This window comes from Pseudoalteromonas rubra (assembly GCF_005887115.1).
Classification (GTDB): Bacteria; Pseudomonadota; Gammaproteobacteria; order Enterobacterales; family Alteromonadaceae; genus Pseudoalteromonas; species Pseudoalteromonas rubra_F.
Genome location: NZ_PNCJ01000005.1, coordinates 120,310 through 137,980, shown reverse-complemented (window position 1 = coordinate 137,980; position 17,671 = coordinate 120,310). Strand labels below are relative to the sequence as shown.

Below are 17,671 nucleotides of genomic sequence, written 5' to 3'. Positions count from 1 at the left end.
TTACCGTATTTATAGGCAGTTATACTCGAAGTGTCGCGTAATTAGCAGACACAAAAAAGCCGCCCTCTCGGGCGGCTGATGGGAAATTAACAATGTAATACAAGGAAAAAAGGGTGAGTAATTACTACTCTTCAGGTGTTAGCCTTCAATTAGTTTTCCGGTGCCAATCTCAATTTTTCTTGGCTTTAACGCTTCCGGTACTTCGCGCTCCAGGTCAATCAGTAACAAGCCATTCTCAAGCTCTGCGCCAATCACTTTGACGTGGTCGCCCAGCTGGAATTTGCGCTCAAAGTTGCGCTCGGCAATGCCCTGGTGAATAAACTTACGGTCGGTTTTGTCTTCTTTGTTTTGCTTCTCGCCTTTAACGGTCAGCGTGTTATTTTCCGACTCAAGCGATAGCTCCTGCTCCGTAAAGCCGGCCACCGCCATGGTAATTTGGTACTTGTCTTCAGCTAACGCTTCGATGTTGTATGGCGGGTAGCTTGGTTGTTTCTCGCTGCTACGCTGCGCCGCATCCATCATAGATGCCAGGTGGTCAAAGCCGATGAATGAACGGTAAAGGGGTGATAAATCTACTGTACGCATAATCGTATCCTCATAAAGCGATAATTAAGCCATTTACTCTTTGCAATAAACCAGTAAACAGCGGGTTTTTAATTCTAATGTTACTTAAATAAAGACTTTTAAAACAAAGTCTTAGTTTGGTTTGAGACCCTTCCGGCGTCCTCACAAACCTATCTATGGCCGGGGTAAACGCTTTTCAAGGAAGTTTTTTGAAAAAAGTTTGAGATCTCTCCTATCTATCTGATTTTAATTGGTTTTGTTTTTTAGCTTTGAACTGGACATGCAACACCTGAGTTGCGCCCATTTGTGCTCGAGATACACACACCGTCACCCCGGTCAGCGAGCCGGGGTCTGATTAAAAGCAACGCGAATGCTTAGGGTTGGTGCAGGCGTGAAGTACGTCCCTGTAGTTGCGTCCATCGCGCATCTCGACAATATGCTCCTGCATTGTTCTACTTCCCTACGTCCATGTAGGTCCATGCGCTCATCTCCTCAAGCGGGGACGCCGAGCCTGCGACGATACTTAATCGTCGGTTTAGGGTAGGTTATGAGTAAAGTACGTCCTTGTAGTGCAGGTCCGGCTCGCCCGTCCGGGGCTCGCGTCCACTGACAAAAGGCGATACTTAATCGCCTTTTGTAGTGGACCCCCAAACATTTGTGCGGGATTTTAGGCCTGCGCCTGTGCTGGCGTCCGGGGTGATGAATAGCTGGCTTGGGCGAGCTGTTGGGTCTTGCCAGTTGTGGTAGAGCGGGATCAGACGCTCCTTGATCATATTTTCCAGCGAATGATTCACAAACAGGTTGTTGCCCGGGAAAGCCGGGAATTCGACTTCGTTTTCATCGTGGCGCAGCGCTGAGGACGAAATGGGGTCATAGTCGGTGCGGAAGTTGATCACATTACGCAGACGCATGGTGTTGGCGAAATAACGGGCGTAAGTGTCGATGATCTTAGTGCCGGGGGAAGCAAAAACCCGGGTCTGAATGCCAGTGCGCACGCCGGAGTCGACTGCCGTATAACCGCCCAGGCTGTGGCCAGTTAAAACTACATTGTGGCTGGTTGACGCTTCGGGTACCTGATAACCAGGCGCAACAGATGCCTGATTGGCTGGATATTGTTCCAAAATGCGCTGGCAAAATTCAAAGGCGGTGCGCTGCCAGGCGATGTCGGTTTCGGCCAGGTTGGCAAAAAACAGTTTAACGTCTTCGTACAGGTCGCCGGTGTTAAAGGGGTTGGTGCCCTTGTAGGCAATGATCACTTCTTCTTCTAGGCCTTCAGAGGCAATGGCGGGTACTTTAACGGCAAAGGCATAGACGCCGTCTACATTCAGTAATGTATCTATGATCTCGAGTTTACCATTGGTAAGCATTAACTTCTGGTATAGCGGTTCATCATTGTAAGCAAAGGTGCCACCGGGTTCCAGACTGTACGCATAAGCTGAGGCAAACGCATAGCGCAGTACCTTGTTGTAGGCTATTACATCCAGGCTGGTGCTGATCTCTTTGGCCTGTGCTGGGGTGAGTATGGGGTATTCCCAGCCGACACTGCGGTCAGAGGCAAAAAAGCTGATGTTATTGCTATACTGCGGGCCAATTTGCTGCGCCAGTGTTACCCGGCTCAACTCCTCAAGTGTAGCCAGTGCCTGGGCATCGCTAACCTCAACGCCGTTAATTTTTTCTACCACAAAATAGTTGCCATAAATGGCAGTAAGCGCGTTATCGTGCCAGTGTCCCTGCAATTTGGCATAGTCATCGCCTGCAAGCATCCAGTTTTTCTTTATCAGTTGAGAGCGTGGTACAAAGCCCGTGTGTATGCCATAGCTTTGCACAAAGGTGGTGTCTTGTTTGGTGGTTTGTGGGGTTGAGTCCAGCATAATTATCCTCCCGGATTATGGTTTCCGAGAGCAAGTATGGAACACATTTCACGGTGTGCCAGTTACACATGCTTACAGAGTGTGGTGCTACTGATACAACATACAAAAAAGCCGCCCTTGCGGGCGGCGAGTGGGAATTCAACAATGTAATACAAGGAAAAGGGAGTGAGTGTTTTATTTGCTCTCTAGCAACTTACCGGTGCCAATCTCAATTTTTCTTGGCTTTAACGCTTCCGGTACTTCGCGCTCCAGGTCAATCAATAACAAGCCGTTCTCAAGCTCTGCGCCTATCACTTTTACGTGGTCGCCCAGCTGGAATTTGCGCTCAAAGTTGCGCTCGGCAATGCCCTGGTGAATAAACTTACGGTCGGTTTTGTCTTCTTTGTTTTGCTTCTCGCCCTTGACGGTCAGCGTGTTATTTTCCGATTCAAGCGACAACTCCTGCTCCGTAAAGCCGGCCACCGCCATGGTAATTTGGTATTTATCTTCAGCTAAGGCTTCGATGTTGTATGGCGGATAGCTTGGTTGTTTCTCGCTGCTACGCTGCGCCGCATCCATCATAGATGCCAGGTGGTCAAAGCCGATGAATGAACGATAAAGGGGTGATAAATCTACTGTACGCATAATCATATCCTCATAAAGCGATAATTAAGCCATTTACTCTTTGCAATAAACCAGTAAACAGCGGATTTTTAATTCTAACATTACTTCAATAAAGACTTTTAAAACAAAGTCTTAGTTTGGTTTGAGACCCTTCCGGCGTCCTCACAAACCTATCTATGGCCGGGGTAAACGCTTTTCAAGGAAGTTTTTTGAAAAAAGTTTGAGGTTTGTTGTATGTCTATGATTTTTAGTTTTTTTTGTTTTTTGTTTTTTGTTTTGGAGCTTTGCTCCGGTCAGTCACCGTTTTGCTGTCGGTGGTTCCCGGCTCAAGGCCGGGATGACGAAGGTGAGACCTGGATGACGAAGGTGAGGCCGGAATGACGGAGATGTGAGTAAAGTTGAGTGAAAATATGAATTTGCCAAAGGTTCAATAAAGCCTTACTTAAGACACAACTGCCATTTATCGTGCATGGGGACTAAGCGAGTAACGCACAAACTAGCAAACACAACCAGTCATCCGCACTTGATGCGGGATCTACTTGAATACACTGCCATACCAGCAAGTGGAACGTGAAGCATGCGTCGCTTGGTAGTATATGACTCAGGCGCAAAGCCGGATAAGGCCACAAAGTGGCACTGATGCTACCTGATAACGCAAAAGTGCCACTTGTGATGCGATTAAACCAGCTTGGCTTTGCCGGCCTTGACGGTAAAGCGCTTGCCAATGTGCGACTGATCATTCTTAAAGCCGACGAACGGCACGTGGTGCCAGCTGGCGTTTAGTTCATCCTGAGTGATGTCCAGGGTTACAAAACCGCGATTGGCCAGGTCGATATAGCGGATGTGGGGATTCTCCGGGATCAGAATTTTACCAACATCGCCTACCAGCTGTTGCAGGCCCGGCACCGGAATTGATGGTGACGTGACCGACGAGGTGACGATCTCTACCGCAATGGCCCCTTCGTGGGTAAAGCGGTTGTATTCGTGCCAGTCATAGGGGTTTTTACAGATGTTTGCGGCCCACGAAGAGTGCACATCTCCGGTTAAGAATACCACGTTATCTATCTGGTTTTGTTCAATAAAATCAAGTAAACGATGACGTGCAGCCGGGTAACCATCCCAGGCGTCGCCATTGATGGGTTTGCCCAGCATCTGAATTTGCATCATCTGTACCTGTTGGCCCAGCAGCTTCCACTGCACGCCGTTTTGCTTGGCCTCAAACAGGTTGTCGTACAGCCACTGTTCCTGTTCGTAGCCCAGCAAAGTGCGTGACTCATCCAGGCGCGCCGGATCTTTGATCTCAACTTGCTGATCGCGGCCGATCAAACGGGTGTCGAGCATATTCAGATCCAGCAAAGATCCAAACTGGAAGCGGCGATACGATCGCTCTCGGTTGTTGTCACTCGGTTCACGGATCGGCATCCACTCATAATAGGCTTTAATTGCGGCGGCTTTACGGGTTTGCCAGTCGCCCTCGTCGTCATTGTGGTTTTCTGCCCCGCCCGACCAGGTGTCGTTGGTAAATTCATGGTCATCCCAGATACAGATCATCGGGTGGGTCTGATGCAGGGTTTGCAGATCTTCGTCGGTTTTATAGCAGGCATGGCGAATCCGGTAGTCGTCCAGCGTCACCATTTCGTGAGCTGGCTGAACTTTGCGGTTCCAAAGGAACGGATTACGGTAGACATCTTTATTACCGTATTCGTACAAGTAGTCACCCAGGTGTAGCACCGCATCCAGGTCGTCAATTTCTGAGATGCGGGCATACACATTAAAATACCCATAGCTAAAGTGCGAGCACGACGTCATGGCCAGTTTTACCTGGCTAACATCGTAGGCCGGCAGAGTTTTGGTGCGCCCTGTCGGCGAGGTGATGGGCTTATCCAGCTCATCGATGATAAAGCGATAATAATAGCGGGTATCGGGTGCAAGTCCGCTGGCATCAACCTTAACGGTGAAATCGCGCTGTCCGTCGGTGATCTCAAAGCCCTCTGCAACAAGTTCAGAAAACTGCGGATCTTCTGAGACCTGCCAGAGCACTTTGACGCTGAGCGTGGCCATATCAACCCGCTCCTGCACCTCGGGCGGAATGGTAATGCGGGTCCATAAGATCACCCGATCATCTAACGGGTCGCCACTGGCTACACCATGGCTGAATGGACTTTGGGAAAAGGTACAGCCACTCAATCCCAGAGTGAGGGGAACGGTGGACAGCATCATACTGGTTTTAAAGAATTCGCGACGGGATAGGCTCATAAGTAAATACTCTAATTATCATTTTTGGGCGGTATTTAAACGCGTTTGTGTTAATTTTATATAACAAAAATATTACATTGAATACGCATTGCGGCCAAACTTGCCCCTTTGATTTAAAACTGCCGCGATAATGGCTATAACTAAAAGACCAAGGTCAGTGAATAAGCAGGCGAGAGTGATTGGTATCAGGTTGTATCTCAGAGTGTGGTGCTTTCTTGTTTTGGGGGGGGTGTTTTATGGGTCGCAGGTTCATGCGCAGCAGTCATGTGCCAGCGAAGTGAAAATTGGTGTTGTTGCAGACTGGCCGCCGCTTACTGCTGTTGATGAGCGCGGTGCATATGGGCTGGATGTAGAGATTGCCCGCAAAGTGTTTGCCGAACTGAATATCTGTCCGCGCTTTTTGCGTCTGCCCACATCTGCCCGTAGTTTAGATCAACTGGGTAAGGGAACCGTCGATGTATTGCTGATGGTTAGCTATGTGCAGGAGCGTGCCGAATTGGGGGTGTTTTCAGCCCCCTATCGGTGGGAAAAAATGCGGCTCTTTTCTCTTCGTCAGCCTCGTATGGCCATAGATTTAAAAGCGCTGTTGCGTCTGGGGTACCGGATAGGTTTAAGTATTGGCTCTTACTATGGCGAAGAGCTTAAAAACCTCGCCGAAAGCCCCAGTTTTGGGCATCTGCTGGTGGGGATTTCTGGCAGCACTCAGCGTGTCGAGATGCTGGCTAAACAGCGCGTCGATTTCATTGTTGAAGACGAGATCCTTGGGCGGTTTATGGCGCGTAAACTTGGCATAAAGAACGTCTATATATGGGACTATCCGGTCCACAACAATCAGGTTCACTTTTTGTTGCGCAAGGGGTTGTTTGATGCGGTACAACTGGCACGTTTTAATGGGGTGATAGAAAGATTGCGCCCTGGTATCGACCAACTGGTGGAGCGCTACACACACCATAATGTACCTCGCTAAACTAACTGAAACAGGCGGTAATATAATTACCGCCTTAATGTGGTCTACACTAAGGGAGCTAACGGAGCCGCAATAAAGGAAAAACAATGCGCAAACATATTCTCCCTTTGTTTGTTTTACTCTCAGGGTGTATGGGCACTGCAGACAGTGCCGCTAATGACCCGCAAGTCTATGCTGCTTATACCATGCTCGCGCCCACGCAAAAAGGTGATGTGCAAATCTATGCCAGAGCCATAGTCGATGGTGCACACATCACAGATCAGCAATGCCCGCAATTGCTGCCCTCAGGTGGGGAGGCGATAAAAGCCCGGGCCAGACGATTAAATCCGGATCCAGATAATTTTCCGGTGACGGTCTGTGAAGCCGTGATCAATCCGGATACTCAGTATCGCCTCTCTTTTGGTGATATTGAACTGGCGCCAGTTACCCTGGCACCAGAGCATGTCCAGGTGTTTGGTGATTCGGGCTGTAAAAGCTCTGTGTGTGAAGGGGCAAGTGCTGCACAGCCTTTTGCTCAACTAGCAGAGCTTGGAGCACAGCAAACTAAGCAGTTAATCCTGCATATGGGAGACTTCAACTATCGCGGTACGTCAGGCAGTATCAGCAAAGACATTTATGCTTATGATGCGGGAGATGGCGGCTATGGTGGCCCTTCATGCGGTCTAACCGAAACCTATTACTCGCAAAATGCCAGCGGCAGTCCAAAGCCAGATACCTGGCAGAGCTGGTATGCCGATTTATTCGCCCCCGCTAAGTCTTTGCTGGCCAGCGCTCCCTGGGTATTTGCCCGAGGCAATCATGAACTATGCAGCCGCGCAGGTCCGGGCTGGTTTTATTTTCTGGGACCAGGTTCAGACTTACCCGGCGGCATTGCACAGCTGTCTTGTCCTTATCAGGGCGAGTTCAGCCAGCCGCCCAGTGAGGCAAGCGAGCATATTGTGATGATAGACCCTTACCTGCTTGAACTGGACTCTCTGGCTTTGTGGGTGATGGATTCGGCCAATGCCTGCGACTCACGCTCGCCGCAAACCCTTACGCGCCAGTATCGCGACCAGTATTCGCAATTACAACACCTCGCGTCGCGGGTCAAAACCCCGTTATGGATGATGACGCACAGACCGCTGTGGGGACAAAGCGGGCCGGTTGGCACACCCTCGATTACGGATATGCTGCAAACAGCATTAAAAACCACCCTGTCACAGCAGTTGCCGCCCGAGGTCAGCTTGTCCCTGTCGGGGCATATGCATATTTACCAGTCTCTGGCTTTTGGCAAGGGTAGCGGCCGTCCGCCTCAGTTGGTGGTCGGTAACAGTGGCGTCAGCCTGAGTTCAACCGGCGCAAATAGCGGGTTCAGTGCTCAGATTGATGGCAAGCGAGCACAAGGCAATACTCAGGGCGAATTCGGTTATATCACGATTAAGCTGGAAAAAGACAACCAATGGCAGGGACAGTTTTATAACACTCAGGGTCAGGTGTTTCTGGATTGTGGCAGCAAGCAGGCTGAGCAAGGTAAAGCGCTTTGTCAGATTGCACGCTAAGATAACAGGTCGCCACGGGATGAAAGCGTGGCGACAAAAAAGCCTTGTTTATCAGAGCAACTGCCAGCTCAGTTGTGAGCGCCTTGTTTTGGTTGATGCTCATCTCTGGTAAGTCAGCTCGGGCGCCAGGTTGATCGGGTCCAGCTGTGCAAAATGCTGGTTGCCCTGACGCCGCACACTGGCCAGATATTAATACTAACCTTGAAATTAAACCTGGTTGTGACTGGGTCATGCTTTCGTAATGTAGAAAGGGAGATTGTACTGGTATTCAAAGGGAACATGTTTTTTTCGATGAAAAAATCCTCCCCTACTTTAGCGCGATTGGTGCTAAAAAATGCTTGGTTACTTAGAAAAATTCACCCACAACCAGCCATCAGCGCCGTTAAAGTGCAAAGTGTGGACCGTGTCCTGTGTTTTGAAGTTGACCATGTTGACCTGTTCTGACCAGACATCCCTAAGCGCATCATGACGCATTTGCAGGCGATTCAACACATCGGGCATGGGTGCACGTTGGGTGACCCAGAAAAACTGTCCGTCTATGCTACCGCTGTACAAGGCAAGGGGTATGGTTCTACCGTTTTCATCTTTAAGCGCCACAGTATTATGCACATACTCGGCAAAGCGGGCTCTGTCTGATGCGTTTTGAAATAGGTTAGCCTTTTCACCAAATAGTTTCTCAACCGCATGTTCTGTATCGTGCAAATAAAATCGATGCATGAGTTCGAGCTGCTCACTATTTGGGTCAATCAGTACTGTTGTCATCGCGGCTTTTATCTGGTGCGCTATTGCGGTGTTTGCCCAAATTAATGCCAGTGCGGCAATCAGCCGATCCTTCATGTGGTCCCCCTTGGTTGTCTTTGGGTTCTATCATATCGCGAATTGGTTCCGATTATTGTTATTTTACTGCTGCCCTTGTTATCCAGATTAAAATAATCAGTATGCAGTGAACGCATTTAGTTTTGCATTGGTTAAGCTTGTGATGCAATTGAATGAAAGTGCTGAGGGCTTTATAAGGTCTGCATTCTTGGCATGTAAAAGTGACATGGTCAGTGTGTCAAAATGACAATAAATTTTCGTGCCAAGTTCCCATTTTGCAAATTTATTGTCTCTATTTTACAAATAAATTAAAAAAGCCAAATTCAATGGTTGAAATCGGAACTAAATTCCCAGTAAAATCGCGGACTTTTCAATCGGCGAGTAAAACTGGCGTTGGTTTTGCTCTGTACTAAGTACCCGTTTAGCTTAAAATGTGGTGAGCAGTATGGATTTCTACATACTAAAAAAACATGAGAAACTCGTTGCCATACCGGCAGACGAACAGAACTGTAAAGAGTATCTAGATAACGGCTATTTTTACGTTGATAAAGTGGCCGCGTGTAACGAAAAATCGGCACTGAAACGATTACATGGCAAACACAATCGTTATCTAAGAGCACTTTGGTTACTGGTGATTCCTGTCGTGATTTACGCCTGGCGTCAACTCAGCCATTAACCTCTTCGCCTAAGCAGTGTATATTAACCGACATTAAGGTTAAGGAACGCTGCATGAAGGTTTTACACACATCCGACTGGCATTTGGGTCAACAGTTTTACGAGCACAGCCGTCACGCTGAACATCAGTTTTTTCTCGACTGGCTGTGCGACACACTCACCTCTTATCAAATCAATGTTTTAATTGTCAGTGGCGATATCTATCATAGTGCTACGCCCTCCGCTATGGCAGAGCAGCAGCTATATACGTTCATAAAGCGTGTAAAAATGAGCAACCCCGGCCTGCATATTGTGATCACTGCAGGCAATCATGATTCTGCTAATCGAATAGAAACAGCCAAGCCGTTACTGAGTCAGTTTGATACCCATGTGGTGGGTCGCTTTGATAAGCATAATCCTCAGGATGTGATCAAAACCCTCGCAACCGAACAGGGCACTTTACAAGTTGTGGCCATGCCTTTTTTGCGCAGTGCCGATCTGGACAGCCAACCCGACGACCCGCTGGCGTATCAGCAGGGCGTAGAGCGTGCTTATCATGCTGCATATCAAAGCCTGGATGACCAACATCCGGTTCTGGCTATGGGCCATTTACATGCAAAAGGGGGCAGTATTTCAGGTGACTCTGAGCGCAACATCACGATAGGTGGATTCGATGCCATAACTGCGAGTGTGTTTGGTGAGCGCCCCGATTATGTGGCGCTGGGGCATTTGCATAAAGCACAAAAAGTTGCGGGCAGTGAATCCATTCGATACTGTGGGACACCCTTACCCATGTCATTTTCGGAGCGCAACTATCGACATCAGGTGTTGCTGGTGGAGTTTTCCGACAATGCCCTCAGTGGTGTAAAGCCCCTTGACGTTCCTCGCCTTAAGCCGGTTATTTTGCTCCCTGAGCGCGGCGGCGCCACCTTGGATGAATTACTTGATTTGCTAAGTGAGCTGGACCTCTCTGATTATCAAGACAAGCCCGAAGCGACGCCTTACCTAAGACTGCGACTTAATGCCAGTGACACGGATAGCCAGTTCCGCATTAAGATTGAGCAGGCGCTGACTGACAAACGTGTCCACTTTTGTGGTATCGAGCGGATCAGTACAACACAACAGTCTATGGATACCCCTTACTTCGAAGACTTGGGTCAGGTCGAGAAGCTTGAGCCTATGCGCTTATTGGAATTGGCGTATGAGGCACACATTGACAGTGAGCAACCGGTTCCTGATGCGTTGCAAAATTGCCTGATGCAGGTACTGGCCAGTGTGCAGGAGCAGGAAGTATGAAGTTATTAGGGATCCAAGTACAGAATCTGGCATCGCTGGCTGATGCTGAAATCGATTTTACTCAACCCCCGCTCAAAGATACCGGCTTGTTTGCCATCACGGGAGACACCGGCGCAGGTAAAAGCACCCTGCTGGATGCCATTTGCCTGGCGCTCTATGGTAAAACGGCGCGCTTAAAAGCAGATGCCAAAAACAAAGTGTTACTTAATGGCGATGAGCTAAAGCTCAATGATCCGCGTAACCTATTGCGTCGTGGTTGTGTCTGTGCCCTGGCTGAAGTGACTTTTTGTGGTCAGGATGGTGAACAATACCGCGCCAGCTGGCGTGTCAGCCGTGCTCGCAATAAGCTCAACGGGCGAGTGAAAGAAGCTGAACACCAGGTTGTACGAGTAAGTGATGACACCATACTTGCCACTAAAACCACCGAAGCCAAACAGCTTCTGGAGCAACTGCTGGGATTGAACTTTGAGCAGTTTTCCCGGGCAGTCTTACTTGCGCAGCATGAGTTTGCCGCCTTTTTAAAAGCGAACAGTGATGAGCGGGCACAGCTGCTGGAGACCCTGACCGGAACGGCCAAGTTCAGTGTGATAGGTAAGGCAATTTTTGAACACCATAAAGCGAAACAGGACGCGCTGGAGCAGCGTAAACAGGCGCTGAATCACGTAACGCTACTCAGTGATGAGGTGCTTGCTGAGCACCAGGCCAAAGCTGCCGGATTGACGACATCTATTGCGGATGCCCGACAGGAAGAAAAAAACCTTGAGCAAGGGATCTCCTGGTATCAAACCTGTGAAAAGCTGACTCAACAGTGCCATCAGGCCGAGCAAGAGCAGGTAAAGTATCAGCAGCGTCTGGCGGAGCAACAGGATGACTACAATAGAGCCAGGCGTGCGCAGACGGTAGAAGTGATAGCGGACAACCGGATTCAGGCCAGAGAAATTGCCGCCCGGTTAACACAGTTAGATGTGGATATCAGCACACTGCAACAGCAAGATTACACGCCGCAGATCCGCGCTGCACAGAGTGCCGAGCAAGATGCTCAGGCTCGACTTACACAGGCAAAACAGCAGGTACAGACTGCCGCGCCGGCCCTGCATGCTTTGCGTGAATTAGATCAACAGCGCGAAGCCAATAAACAGCTGCTGGCACAAAGCACTGCGGCGCTCAATGAACTGCAAGCGCAGTACGATACCTTGATTCAACGCGGTGAAAAATTAAGTGCGCAACTGAAGACTGACCGACAGGAAATGACGCAATTGCAGCTTTGCTGTGAAGCCGAACCTGAGCTTACCCATTTGAGTGCGCATTGGTCGCAGACCAGTAATACGTTGACACACTGGCAGAGCTGTCAGCAGCAACGCCTTAAACTGATGGCTGAACAACAGCAAACTCAGATCAGTGTTGATAAAGACAGAGCGGCACAGCAAGGGCTAACACCCAAACTGGCTGAGTTAAAGCAACAGCTGACAGATGTTCAGGCTAGCTTGAGTGCCACTCAATCTGAGCTAAGCGGACTCGATTATGAGACGTTGCAATTTCAGCGGACTCAATTATTACAGGCGCAACAAAGTCAGCAACAGCGCAAAGAGCTGGAGCAGGAGCAGGGGGAACACCGTGTTCATATTGACCGCCTGAGGCACCAGCATCATAGTCTGCAGCAGCAGCTCAAAGATACAGAGCAGCAGGACGAACTGACCAGACAACGCGTGTTACTGACTCAGGAGAATCTCCAGCAGGTGCGCTTTCGGGCCAGTGACAGTGTCAGCAGCTTAAGAGCTCAGCTGGTTGCTGGTCAGGAATGTATGGTGTGTGGCTCTACAGAGCATCCCTATGGTGTGGATCATATCGACAGTCACTGGCAGACGCTGATAGCCGATTTTGAATCGCAATATCAGGCCGCAGAAAAGGCCCGTGAGCAGACACAGCAGCGGTATCATGATTTGGTAGGCCAGGCTGAAAAGTGTAATGGTCAGCTACAGGCCGCGCTTCAGCATGAAGCGCAACTCAGCAGAAAGCTCGCTCAGGTTGCAGATATTTTAGCGCAACTGCCAGCAGAGTTGCGTGATACAGACGACCCTCAGACATATCTGGCCCGGCTGGACCAAAAGTTACACACCTACAGTCAGCTGAGCAAGAAACAGCAACAGCTGTGGCAACAACAACAGATATGCCAGCGAGAATTACAGCAACAGGAAGAACAGCTGCGATTGTTGCAAAACCAGATCGAACGCGCCGAGCAGTCGCTGGCTTATGCGCAGAGCAGGCTGACAGACATTCAAACTGAACAGCACGATGCCTTAGCAGAGGTAAAACAGTTATATCCAGTGTCGCTATGGTGGCAGCAGTTTGAACAAGCACCTGATGATGCTATAGCAACGCTGGCTGAGCAGGTGCAACAGAGGCTGCGCCAGCAAGCATTACTGGCAGAGCTACAACAAAAAGTCAGTAACGATGAACAACAAGCGAAGCTCCTGGATCAACAGCGTGATGATAAACAGGTGCAACTCGAAAAAGCGGTGCGCTCAGGTCAGCAACTGGCTGAGCAAGGTGATGCTCTGACGCGGGAGCGTACTGCGATACAACCTCTTGAAATCAGTGCAGACAACTGGCACCAGTCATTGCTGGACGCGCAGCAAAGCGCTGAAGCGGCGCTCACTCAGGCTACACAACATGCAGCCGAGTTGCGTCAGGCACAGGAGTCTCAGGCACTGACACTGGCACACAAACAACAGTCGCAACAACAGCAGCACGAAGCGCTCGAAAAAATCCAGGCACGTTATCAAACTTGGTTTACTGAGGTAAAAGCGCAATTTGAGACACTGACTGAGGACGAAGTCGAGGCACTGCTGCAATGGGATAAAACGCAGTGGCAAACTCAGTTGCACACGTATGAAGAGCTGCATAAGGCCTTTCAGAGTGCTCAAAGCAAGCATGCGCACCTGAGTGAAGAGCTTCTGCTACTGCGCGCTCACCCCGCAACTGAGCAAAGTCTGGAGCAGCTTAATGCAAGGCTGGCACAGTTGCAGCAGGAACGAGACGAAAGCCAGGCAAAGTTGGTCAGCATCAATGCTGTGCTAAAACAGCACGAAGACAATAAAACGTATCTGGCCGAACAGTATGAGCAACTTCAGGCTCAGCAAGCTGAGTATGAACACTGGCATTTGCTAAATCGCTTGCTCGGTGATGCCACGGGTAAAACCATGCGTAATCTGGCTCAGGCGCAGACGCTGCGGATCTTATTGCAGTATGCAAACCACCATCTTTGCAGCCTGAGTAATCGCTACCGTCTGACGGTGATAGGTCAGTCTCTGGAGATTGCCATTATTGACCGGGATATGGCTGATGAACAGCGCAGCGTAAACACGCTCTCCGGTGGGGAGTCGTTTTTAGTGTCACTGGCACTGGCGCTGGGCCTGGCTTCCCTGTCATCAAATCAGGTTCAGATTAATTCATTGTTTATCGATGAAGGGTTTGGCACTTTGGATCCACACACCCTCAGTGTGGCGCTGGATGCGCTTGATGCTTTGCAGTCGCAGGGACGTAAAGTGGGTGTGATCTCCCATGTGGCCGAAATGACCGAACGCGTTGCGACGCAGATCAAAGTACAAAAACAGGCCGGCGGTTATTCGTCAGTCACCATCAGCGAACGATAAGGAGGCCTCATGCCCAGTTTTACGCAGGATGAAGCAACTCATTACGACAGTCGTATTGAGCGCCTGGTGCCAGGCTATCAGTTGCTACATGAGCTGGTTCAGGCACAGTTACAGACAGTATTACCCGAGCAGGCTGAGATCCTGATTGTGGGCGCCGGGACCGGAAAAGAAGTACTGCAGCTGGCAGAGAGTAATCCGAGCTGGACATTCATTGTCCAGGATGTATCTGACGATATGCTGGTCATCGCAGATCAAAATTTTACTAACTGCGGATTGTCATCACGTGTGACCATACATGCTGGACCGCTGGTGCCGGGCCAGTATCAGGCTGATGTTGCACTGTGTCTGCTGGTGATGCATTTTGTGGCAGACGATGGTGGTAAGCTGGCACTACTGGAATCGATTCATAGTAACCTCAAGCCGGGAAAACAGCTGTTACTGGCGGATCTGATGAGGCCCGAGACCCAGTTCGAACGCGAGTCTCAGCTGAAACACTGCCGCGCGATGGGTCTGACTCACATCGGCGAAGAACGTATGCGTCATAACCTGGAGCACGAATTTTACCCACTCGATAGGATCAGGCTGGCTGAGCTGCTGGATGAAAGCGGTTTTTCTTCCGCTCACATGTTCTTTAAAGCGCTAGGATTCAGTGGCTTAAGCTGTGTCAGACAATAACTTTGGCATGCTCCGTCAGGATCAGCTCAGCCAGCTTTGAGATCTTTATATTACTAAGCTGGCGATAATCCAAATAAGGGCAGATCAGTAACTTATTGACGGGGTCGATGGCAAATTCTTCATCTATCCAGTGCAAAGAGTTAGTAAAAATATGATCTCGGAGTAAAGCTTTTGCATAAGTGCGCCCCGCTATGATGTGCCAGTCATAGCGATTTGCCGCCAAATCTGGCACAGAAAACAGTAAAGCCTCCTGACATCCCTGCTGTAACAGCCGTTTATCCCGATACTTTTGCCAGCTTGGATAGTGTTTTGATTGGTTAGTAAAATCGTGATCTGGGTGGCTGAGTTCTGCTATAAACTTGGCATACACATTAAACACTTTGCGCCAGCCATTACCACATTGCTGGTTGATGTAGTCGACTTCCCCTTCCTGTAAGGCTATGACTTTATTTAATTTTTGAAACTCAGAAAGTGCTGGCGGATGTTCGATGTAAATGGCCAGTAACCCCTGCTCTGCGCCAAATCCGTAAGTTGGTAAATTCATGATCTCACTAAAAGGTATTTGCTAATCTCTGAGTATTATATCTGTTTTTGTTCTGCTCTTTCGAGTTATCAGCTGTAAACCCCCTTTACACTGAGCTTTCGCTCTAACTTTCCAGGTTGTCTTTTCTTTGACTTATAACTGACTGAAAACCTTAATATTTAAGCAATGTATCTGTAACCGGTTCGGCCCAACCTATTGTGCGCTTTATAACAATAACTGTAGCAATCGTAGCAACTAACTCGGAGTAACTAATGAAGCGCATAGCATATTCGTTGATCGCCGCAGCCGTCACAGTGGCATTAACCGCCTGTGATGGTGATGATGGTAAACAAGGCCCTCAGGGCGAGCAAGGTGTTCAGGGTGAGCAAGGTGTTCAGGGAGAGCAAGGCACTAACGGTACTAATGGCAAAGATGGTGCGAGTGCCGCCAAAGGTAATGATGGTGCAGACGGCACAAATGGTGCTGATGGCCAAGATGGTGCGAATGGACAGGATGGTGCGAATGGACAGGATGGCCAAAATGGTGGCTCTGGTCTAATTCGTATCGCCACTGTGCCGGCTGGCGCTGAGGTAACAGGGTTGTTCCTGACTGAGCAAGGCGATCTGTTCTTTAATGTACAGCACCCGAACGATGCTAACACATTGGTTGATGGTAACGGACGCCCATACAATGGCGGTACTGTGGGTGTATTGACAGGTGTTAACTTCAACGAGTTGCCTCGCAATATTGTGAGCTCACCTGTACCTGCGTCAGATCTCGAGATGCAAACGGTTATGACTGCGATTGGTCAATATCAGATTCTGGGTCAGACTGGTGATATGTATGCAGACCTGGGTGAAAAAGGTCTGGCCGGCGGCTTAGGCGTTCATTACGGAATCACTTCAGGTGACAAGATCATTGAAAACGATAACCCGGACTTCAATGGCTTTATTCCAAGTGCTGGTGAAGAAAATACAGGTTACTTGTTTACTAACTGGGAATCATACCCTGGTGGTATGAGTCGCCTTAAAATGAGTAAGAGCGACGCGGGTACATGGAATATCGAAGAAGCCATGATGCTCGACTTTGATGCTGTTAAAGGTACGGCTGCGAACTGTTTTGGGTCTGTCTCTCCATGGGGGACGCCTTTGACTTCTGAAGAGTGGATTGTATGGTCTGAAGAAGATTCTACTCAGGATCCAGAGTGGAATAATCCAGCTGAAGCGGGTAATGACAATATAGAAGCACTTGTTGCACCTGAATTCCCTAACCCTTATCGCTATGGCTATATTGCTGAAGTTCAGAACCCGCTTTCTGATACACCAGATGTAGTTAAGCATTTCACCATCGGTCGTTACGAGCACGAAAACTCAGTAGTGATGCCGGATGAGCGCACTGTGTACTCCTCTCAGGATGATACCGGCGGCGTACTGTTTAAGTTTATTGCGGATCAGCCTAAAGACCTGAGCTCAGGTACGCTTTATGGCGCGAAATTGACGCAGGATAAAGGCCTGAACGATCCTGCTGTGACTGGCTTTGATGTTGAATGGGTTGAGCTGGCGTCTGGTACCAATGCAGAAATTGAAGCCTGGGTTGCTGAGTACGATGAAATCGGTACTGAAGATTTCGTTGCAGGTCAAACAAGCTACCTGTCTGTGGCTGACGTAAAAGCCTGGGCTGAAGGTAAAGCAACTTACCCAACTCTTGCAGAGGGAGGTGGTCTGGTTACGGCGGGTAAGCCTATGGATAACCGTGCCGCATTCCTTGAGTCTCGCCAGGCGGCAAAACAATTAGGCGCAACGGCAGAATGGCGTAAGCTGGAAGGGATCAGCATCAACTATGACCGTGTAGTTGAAGCGGTAACAGGTCAGGACCGAGTACCAGGCGAAGTGGTTGAGCAGGCTTACATGTATATCGGTGTTGCTGACATTGATAAAACTATGATTGATGGTGAAGGTGATATTCAGCTTTCTGCCCGTGTTAAAGATTGTGGTGGTGTTTACCGTGCGCACATCGACAACAGCTACAACCTGACTCGCATTGAGCCAGTTGTGATGGGTGGTACATATCGTTCAAGCCTGACAGGCGCAGAAAAATGTGATGTGAATCAGCTTTCTCAGCCAGATAACGTGATCGTTATGCAGGACGGCCGCATCATCATTGGTGAAGATGGTATCCAGGAAAACAACACCTTGTGGTTGTACGATCCAAAATCTAAGTAATAACTAGACTCAGCGGTGCCCGTTCGTGGCACC

Annotated in this window: 13 protein-coding genes; 7 read left to right on the top strand and 6 right to left on the bottom strand. The window is 49.2% G+C overall.

Features of this window, described 5'->3' with window-relative positions; translation table 11 throughout:
• Positions 1-138: 138 nt before the first annotated feature.
• From CWB98_RS01610 to CWB98_RS01595, 4 genes are all read right to left on the bottom strand, one after another.
• The gene (locus CWB98_RS01610; RefSeq protein WP_138543240.1) at positions 139-585 is read right to left on the bottom strand and encodes an Hsp20 family protein; all 447 of its coding nucleotides are present in this window, start codon (positions 583-585) and stop codon (positions 139-141) included.
• 602 nt (positions 586-1,187) lie between these two features.
• Positions 1,188-2,435, bottom strand: coding sequence for a hypothetical protein (locus CWB98_RS01605; RefSeq protein ID WP_138543239.1), 1,248 nt, complete (start codon positions 2,433-2,435; stop codon positions 1,188-1,190).
• 174 nt (positions 2,436-2,609) lie between these two features.
• On the bottom strand, positions 2,610-3,059 hold the full coding sequence (locus tag CWB98_RS01600) for an Hsp20 family protein (protein WP_054017731.1): 450 nt from the start codon (positions 3,057-3,059) through the stop codon (positions 2,610-2,612).
• 657 nt (positions 3,060-3,716) lie between these two features.
• Positions 3,717-5,294, bottom strand: coding sequence for an alkaline phosphatase D family protein (locus CWB98_RS01595; protein ID WP_138543238.1), 1,578 nt, complete (start codon positions 5,292-5,294; stop codon positions 3,717-3,719).
• A gap of 157 nt (positions 5,295-5,451) precedes the next feature.
• Between CWB98_RS01595 and CWB98_RS01590 the strand changes: the two genes are divergently transcribed.
• Together CWB98_RS01590 and CWB98_RS01585 are read left to right on the top strand one after the other, a co-directional pair.
• Positions 5,452-6,261 carry a substrate-binding periplasmic protein gene (locus tag CWB98_RS01590; RefSeq protein ID WP_171045558.1) on the top strand — a complete coding sequence of 270 codons (810 nt, stop codon included), beginning with the start codon at positions 5,452-5,454 and terminating at the stop codon, positions 6,259-6,261.
• 86 nt (positions 6,262-6,347) lie between these two features.
• Positions 6,348-7,799: a metallophosphoesterase gene (locus CWB98_RS01585; RefSeq protein ID WP_138543236.1), complete on the top strand. Its 1,452-nt coding sequence runs from the start codon at positions 6,348-6,350 to the stop codon at positions 7,797-7,799.
• Between the two features lie 342 nt (positions 7,800-8,141).
• Here the strand turns inward: CWB98_RS01585 and CWB98_RS01580 are convergent, their stop codons facing one another.
• Positions 8,142-8,636 carry a DUF6702 family protein gene (locus CWB98_RS01580; protein ID WP_138543235.1) on the bottom strand — a complete coding sequence of 165 codons (495 nt, stop codon included), beginning with the start codon at positions 8,634-8,636 and terminating at the stop codon, positions 8,142-8,144.
• 424 nt (positions 8,637-9,060) lie between these two features.
• Here CWB98_RS01580 and CWB98_RS01575 point away from each other — a divergent pair, with 424 nt between their 5' ends.
• The 4 genes from CWB98_RS01575 to CWB98_RS01560 are packed head-to-tail and all read left to right on the top strand — an operon-like array spanning position 9,061 to position 14,893.
• Positions 9,061-9,291, top strand: a complete 231-nt coding sequence (locus CWB98_RS01575) for a hypothetical protein (protein WP_054016402.1) — start codon at positions 9,061-9,063, stop codon at positions 9,289-9,291.
• 53 nt (positions 9,292-9,344) lie between these two features.
• Positions 9,345-10,565: an exonuclease subunit SbcD gene (gene sbcD, locus CWB98_RS01570; protein ID WP_138543234.1), complete on the top strand. Its 1,221-nt coding sequence runs from the start codon at positions 9,345-9,347 to the stop codon at positions 10,563-10,565.
• Positions 10,562-14,218 carry an AAA family ATPase gene (locus CWB98_RS01565; protein WP_138543233.1) on the top strand — a complete coding sequence of 1,219 codons (3,657 nt, stop codon included), beginning with the start codon at positions 10,562-10,564 and terminating at the stop codon, positions 14,216-14,218. Before sbcD ends, CWB98_RS01565 begins: the two co-directional genes overlap by 4 nt.
• 9 nt (positions 14,219-14,227) lie before the next feature.
• A complete protein-coding gene (locus CWB98_RS01560; protein ID WP_138543232.1) occupies positions 14,228-14,893 on the top strand; it encodes a class I SAM-dependent methyltransferase in 666 nt (221 codons plus the stop codon).
• Here CWB98_RS01560 and CWB98_RS01555 read toward each other — a convergent pair.
• Positions 14,883-15,437, bottom strand: a complete 555-nt coding sequence (locus CWB98_RS01555) for a DUF6942 family protein (protein ID WP_138543231.1) — start codon at positions 15,435-15,437, stop codon at positions 14,883-14,885. The two genes, CWB98_RS01560 and CWB98_RS01555, sit on opposite strands and share 11 nt — an antisense overlap.
• Positions 15,438-15,688: 251 nt before the next feature.
• On the opposite strand from CWB98_RS01555, the gene CWB98_RS01550 reads away from it, so the two are divergent.
• Positions 15,689-17,638, top strand: a complete 1,950-nt coding sequence (locus CWB98_RS01550) for an alkaline phosphatase PhoX (RefSeq protein WP_138543230.1) — start codon at positions 15,689-15,691, stop codon at positions 17,636-17,638.
• The last annotated feature ends 33 nt before the right edge of the window (positions 17,639-17,671 follow it).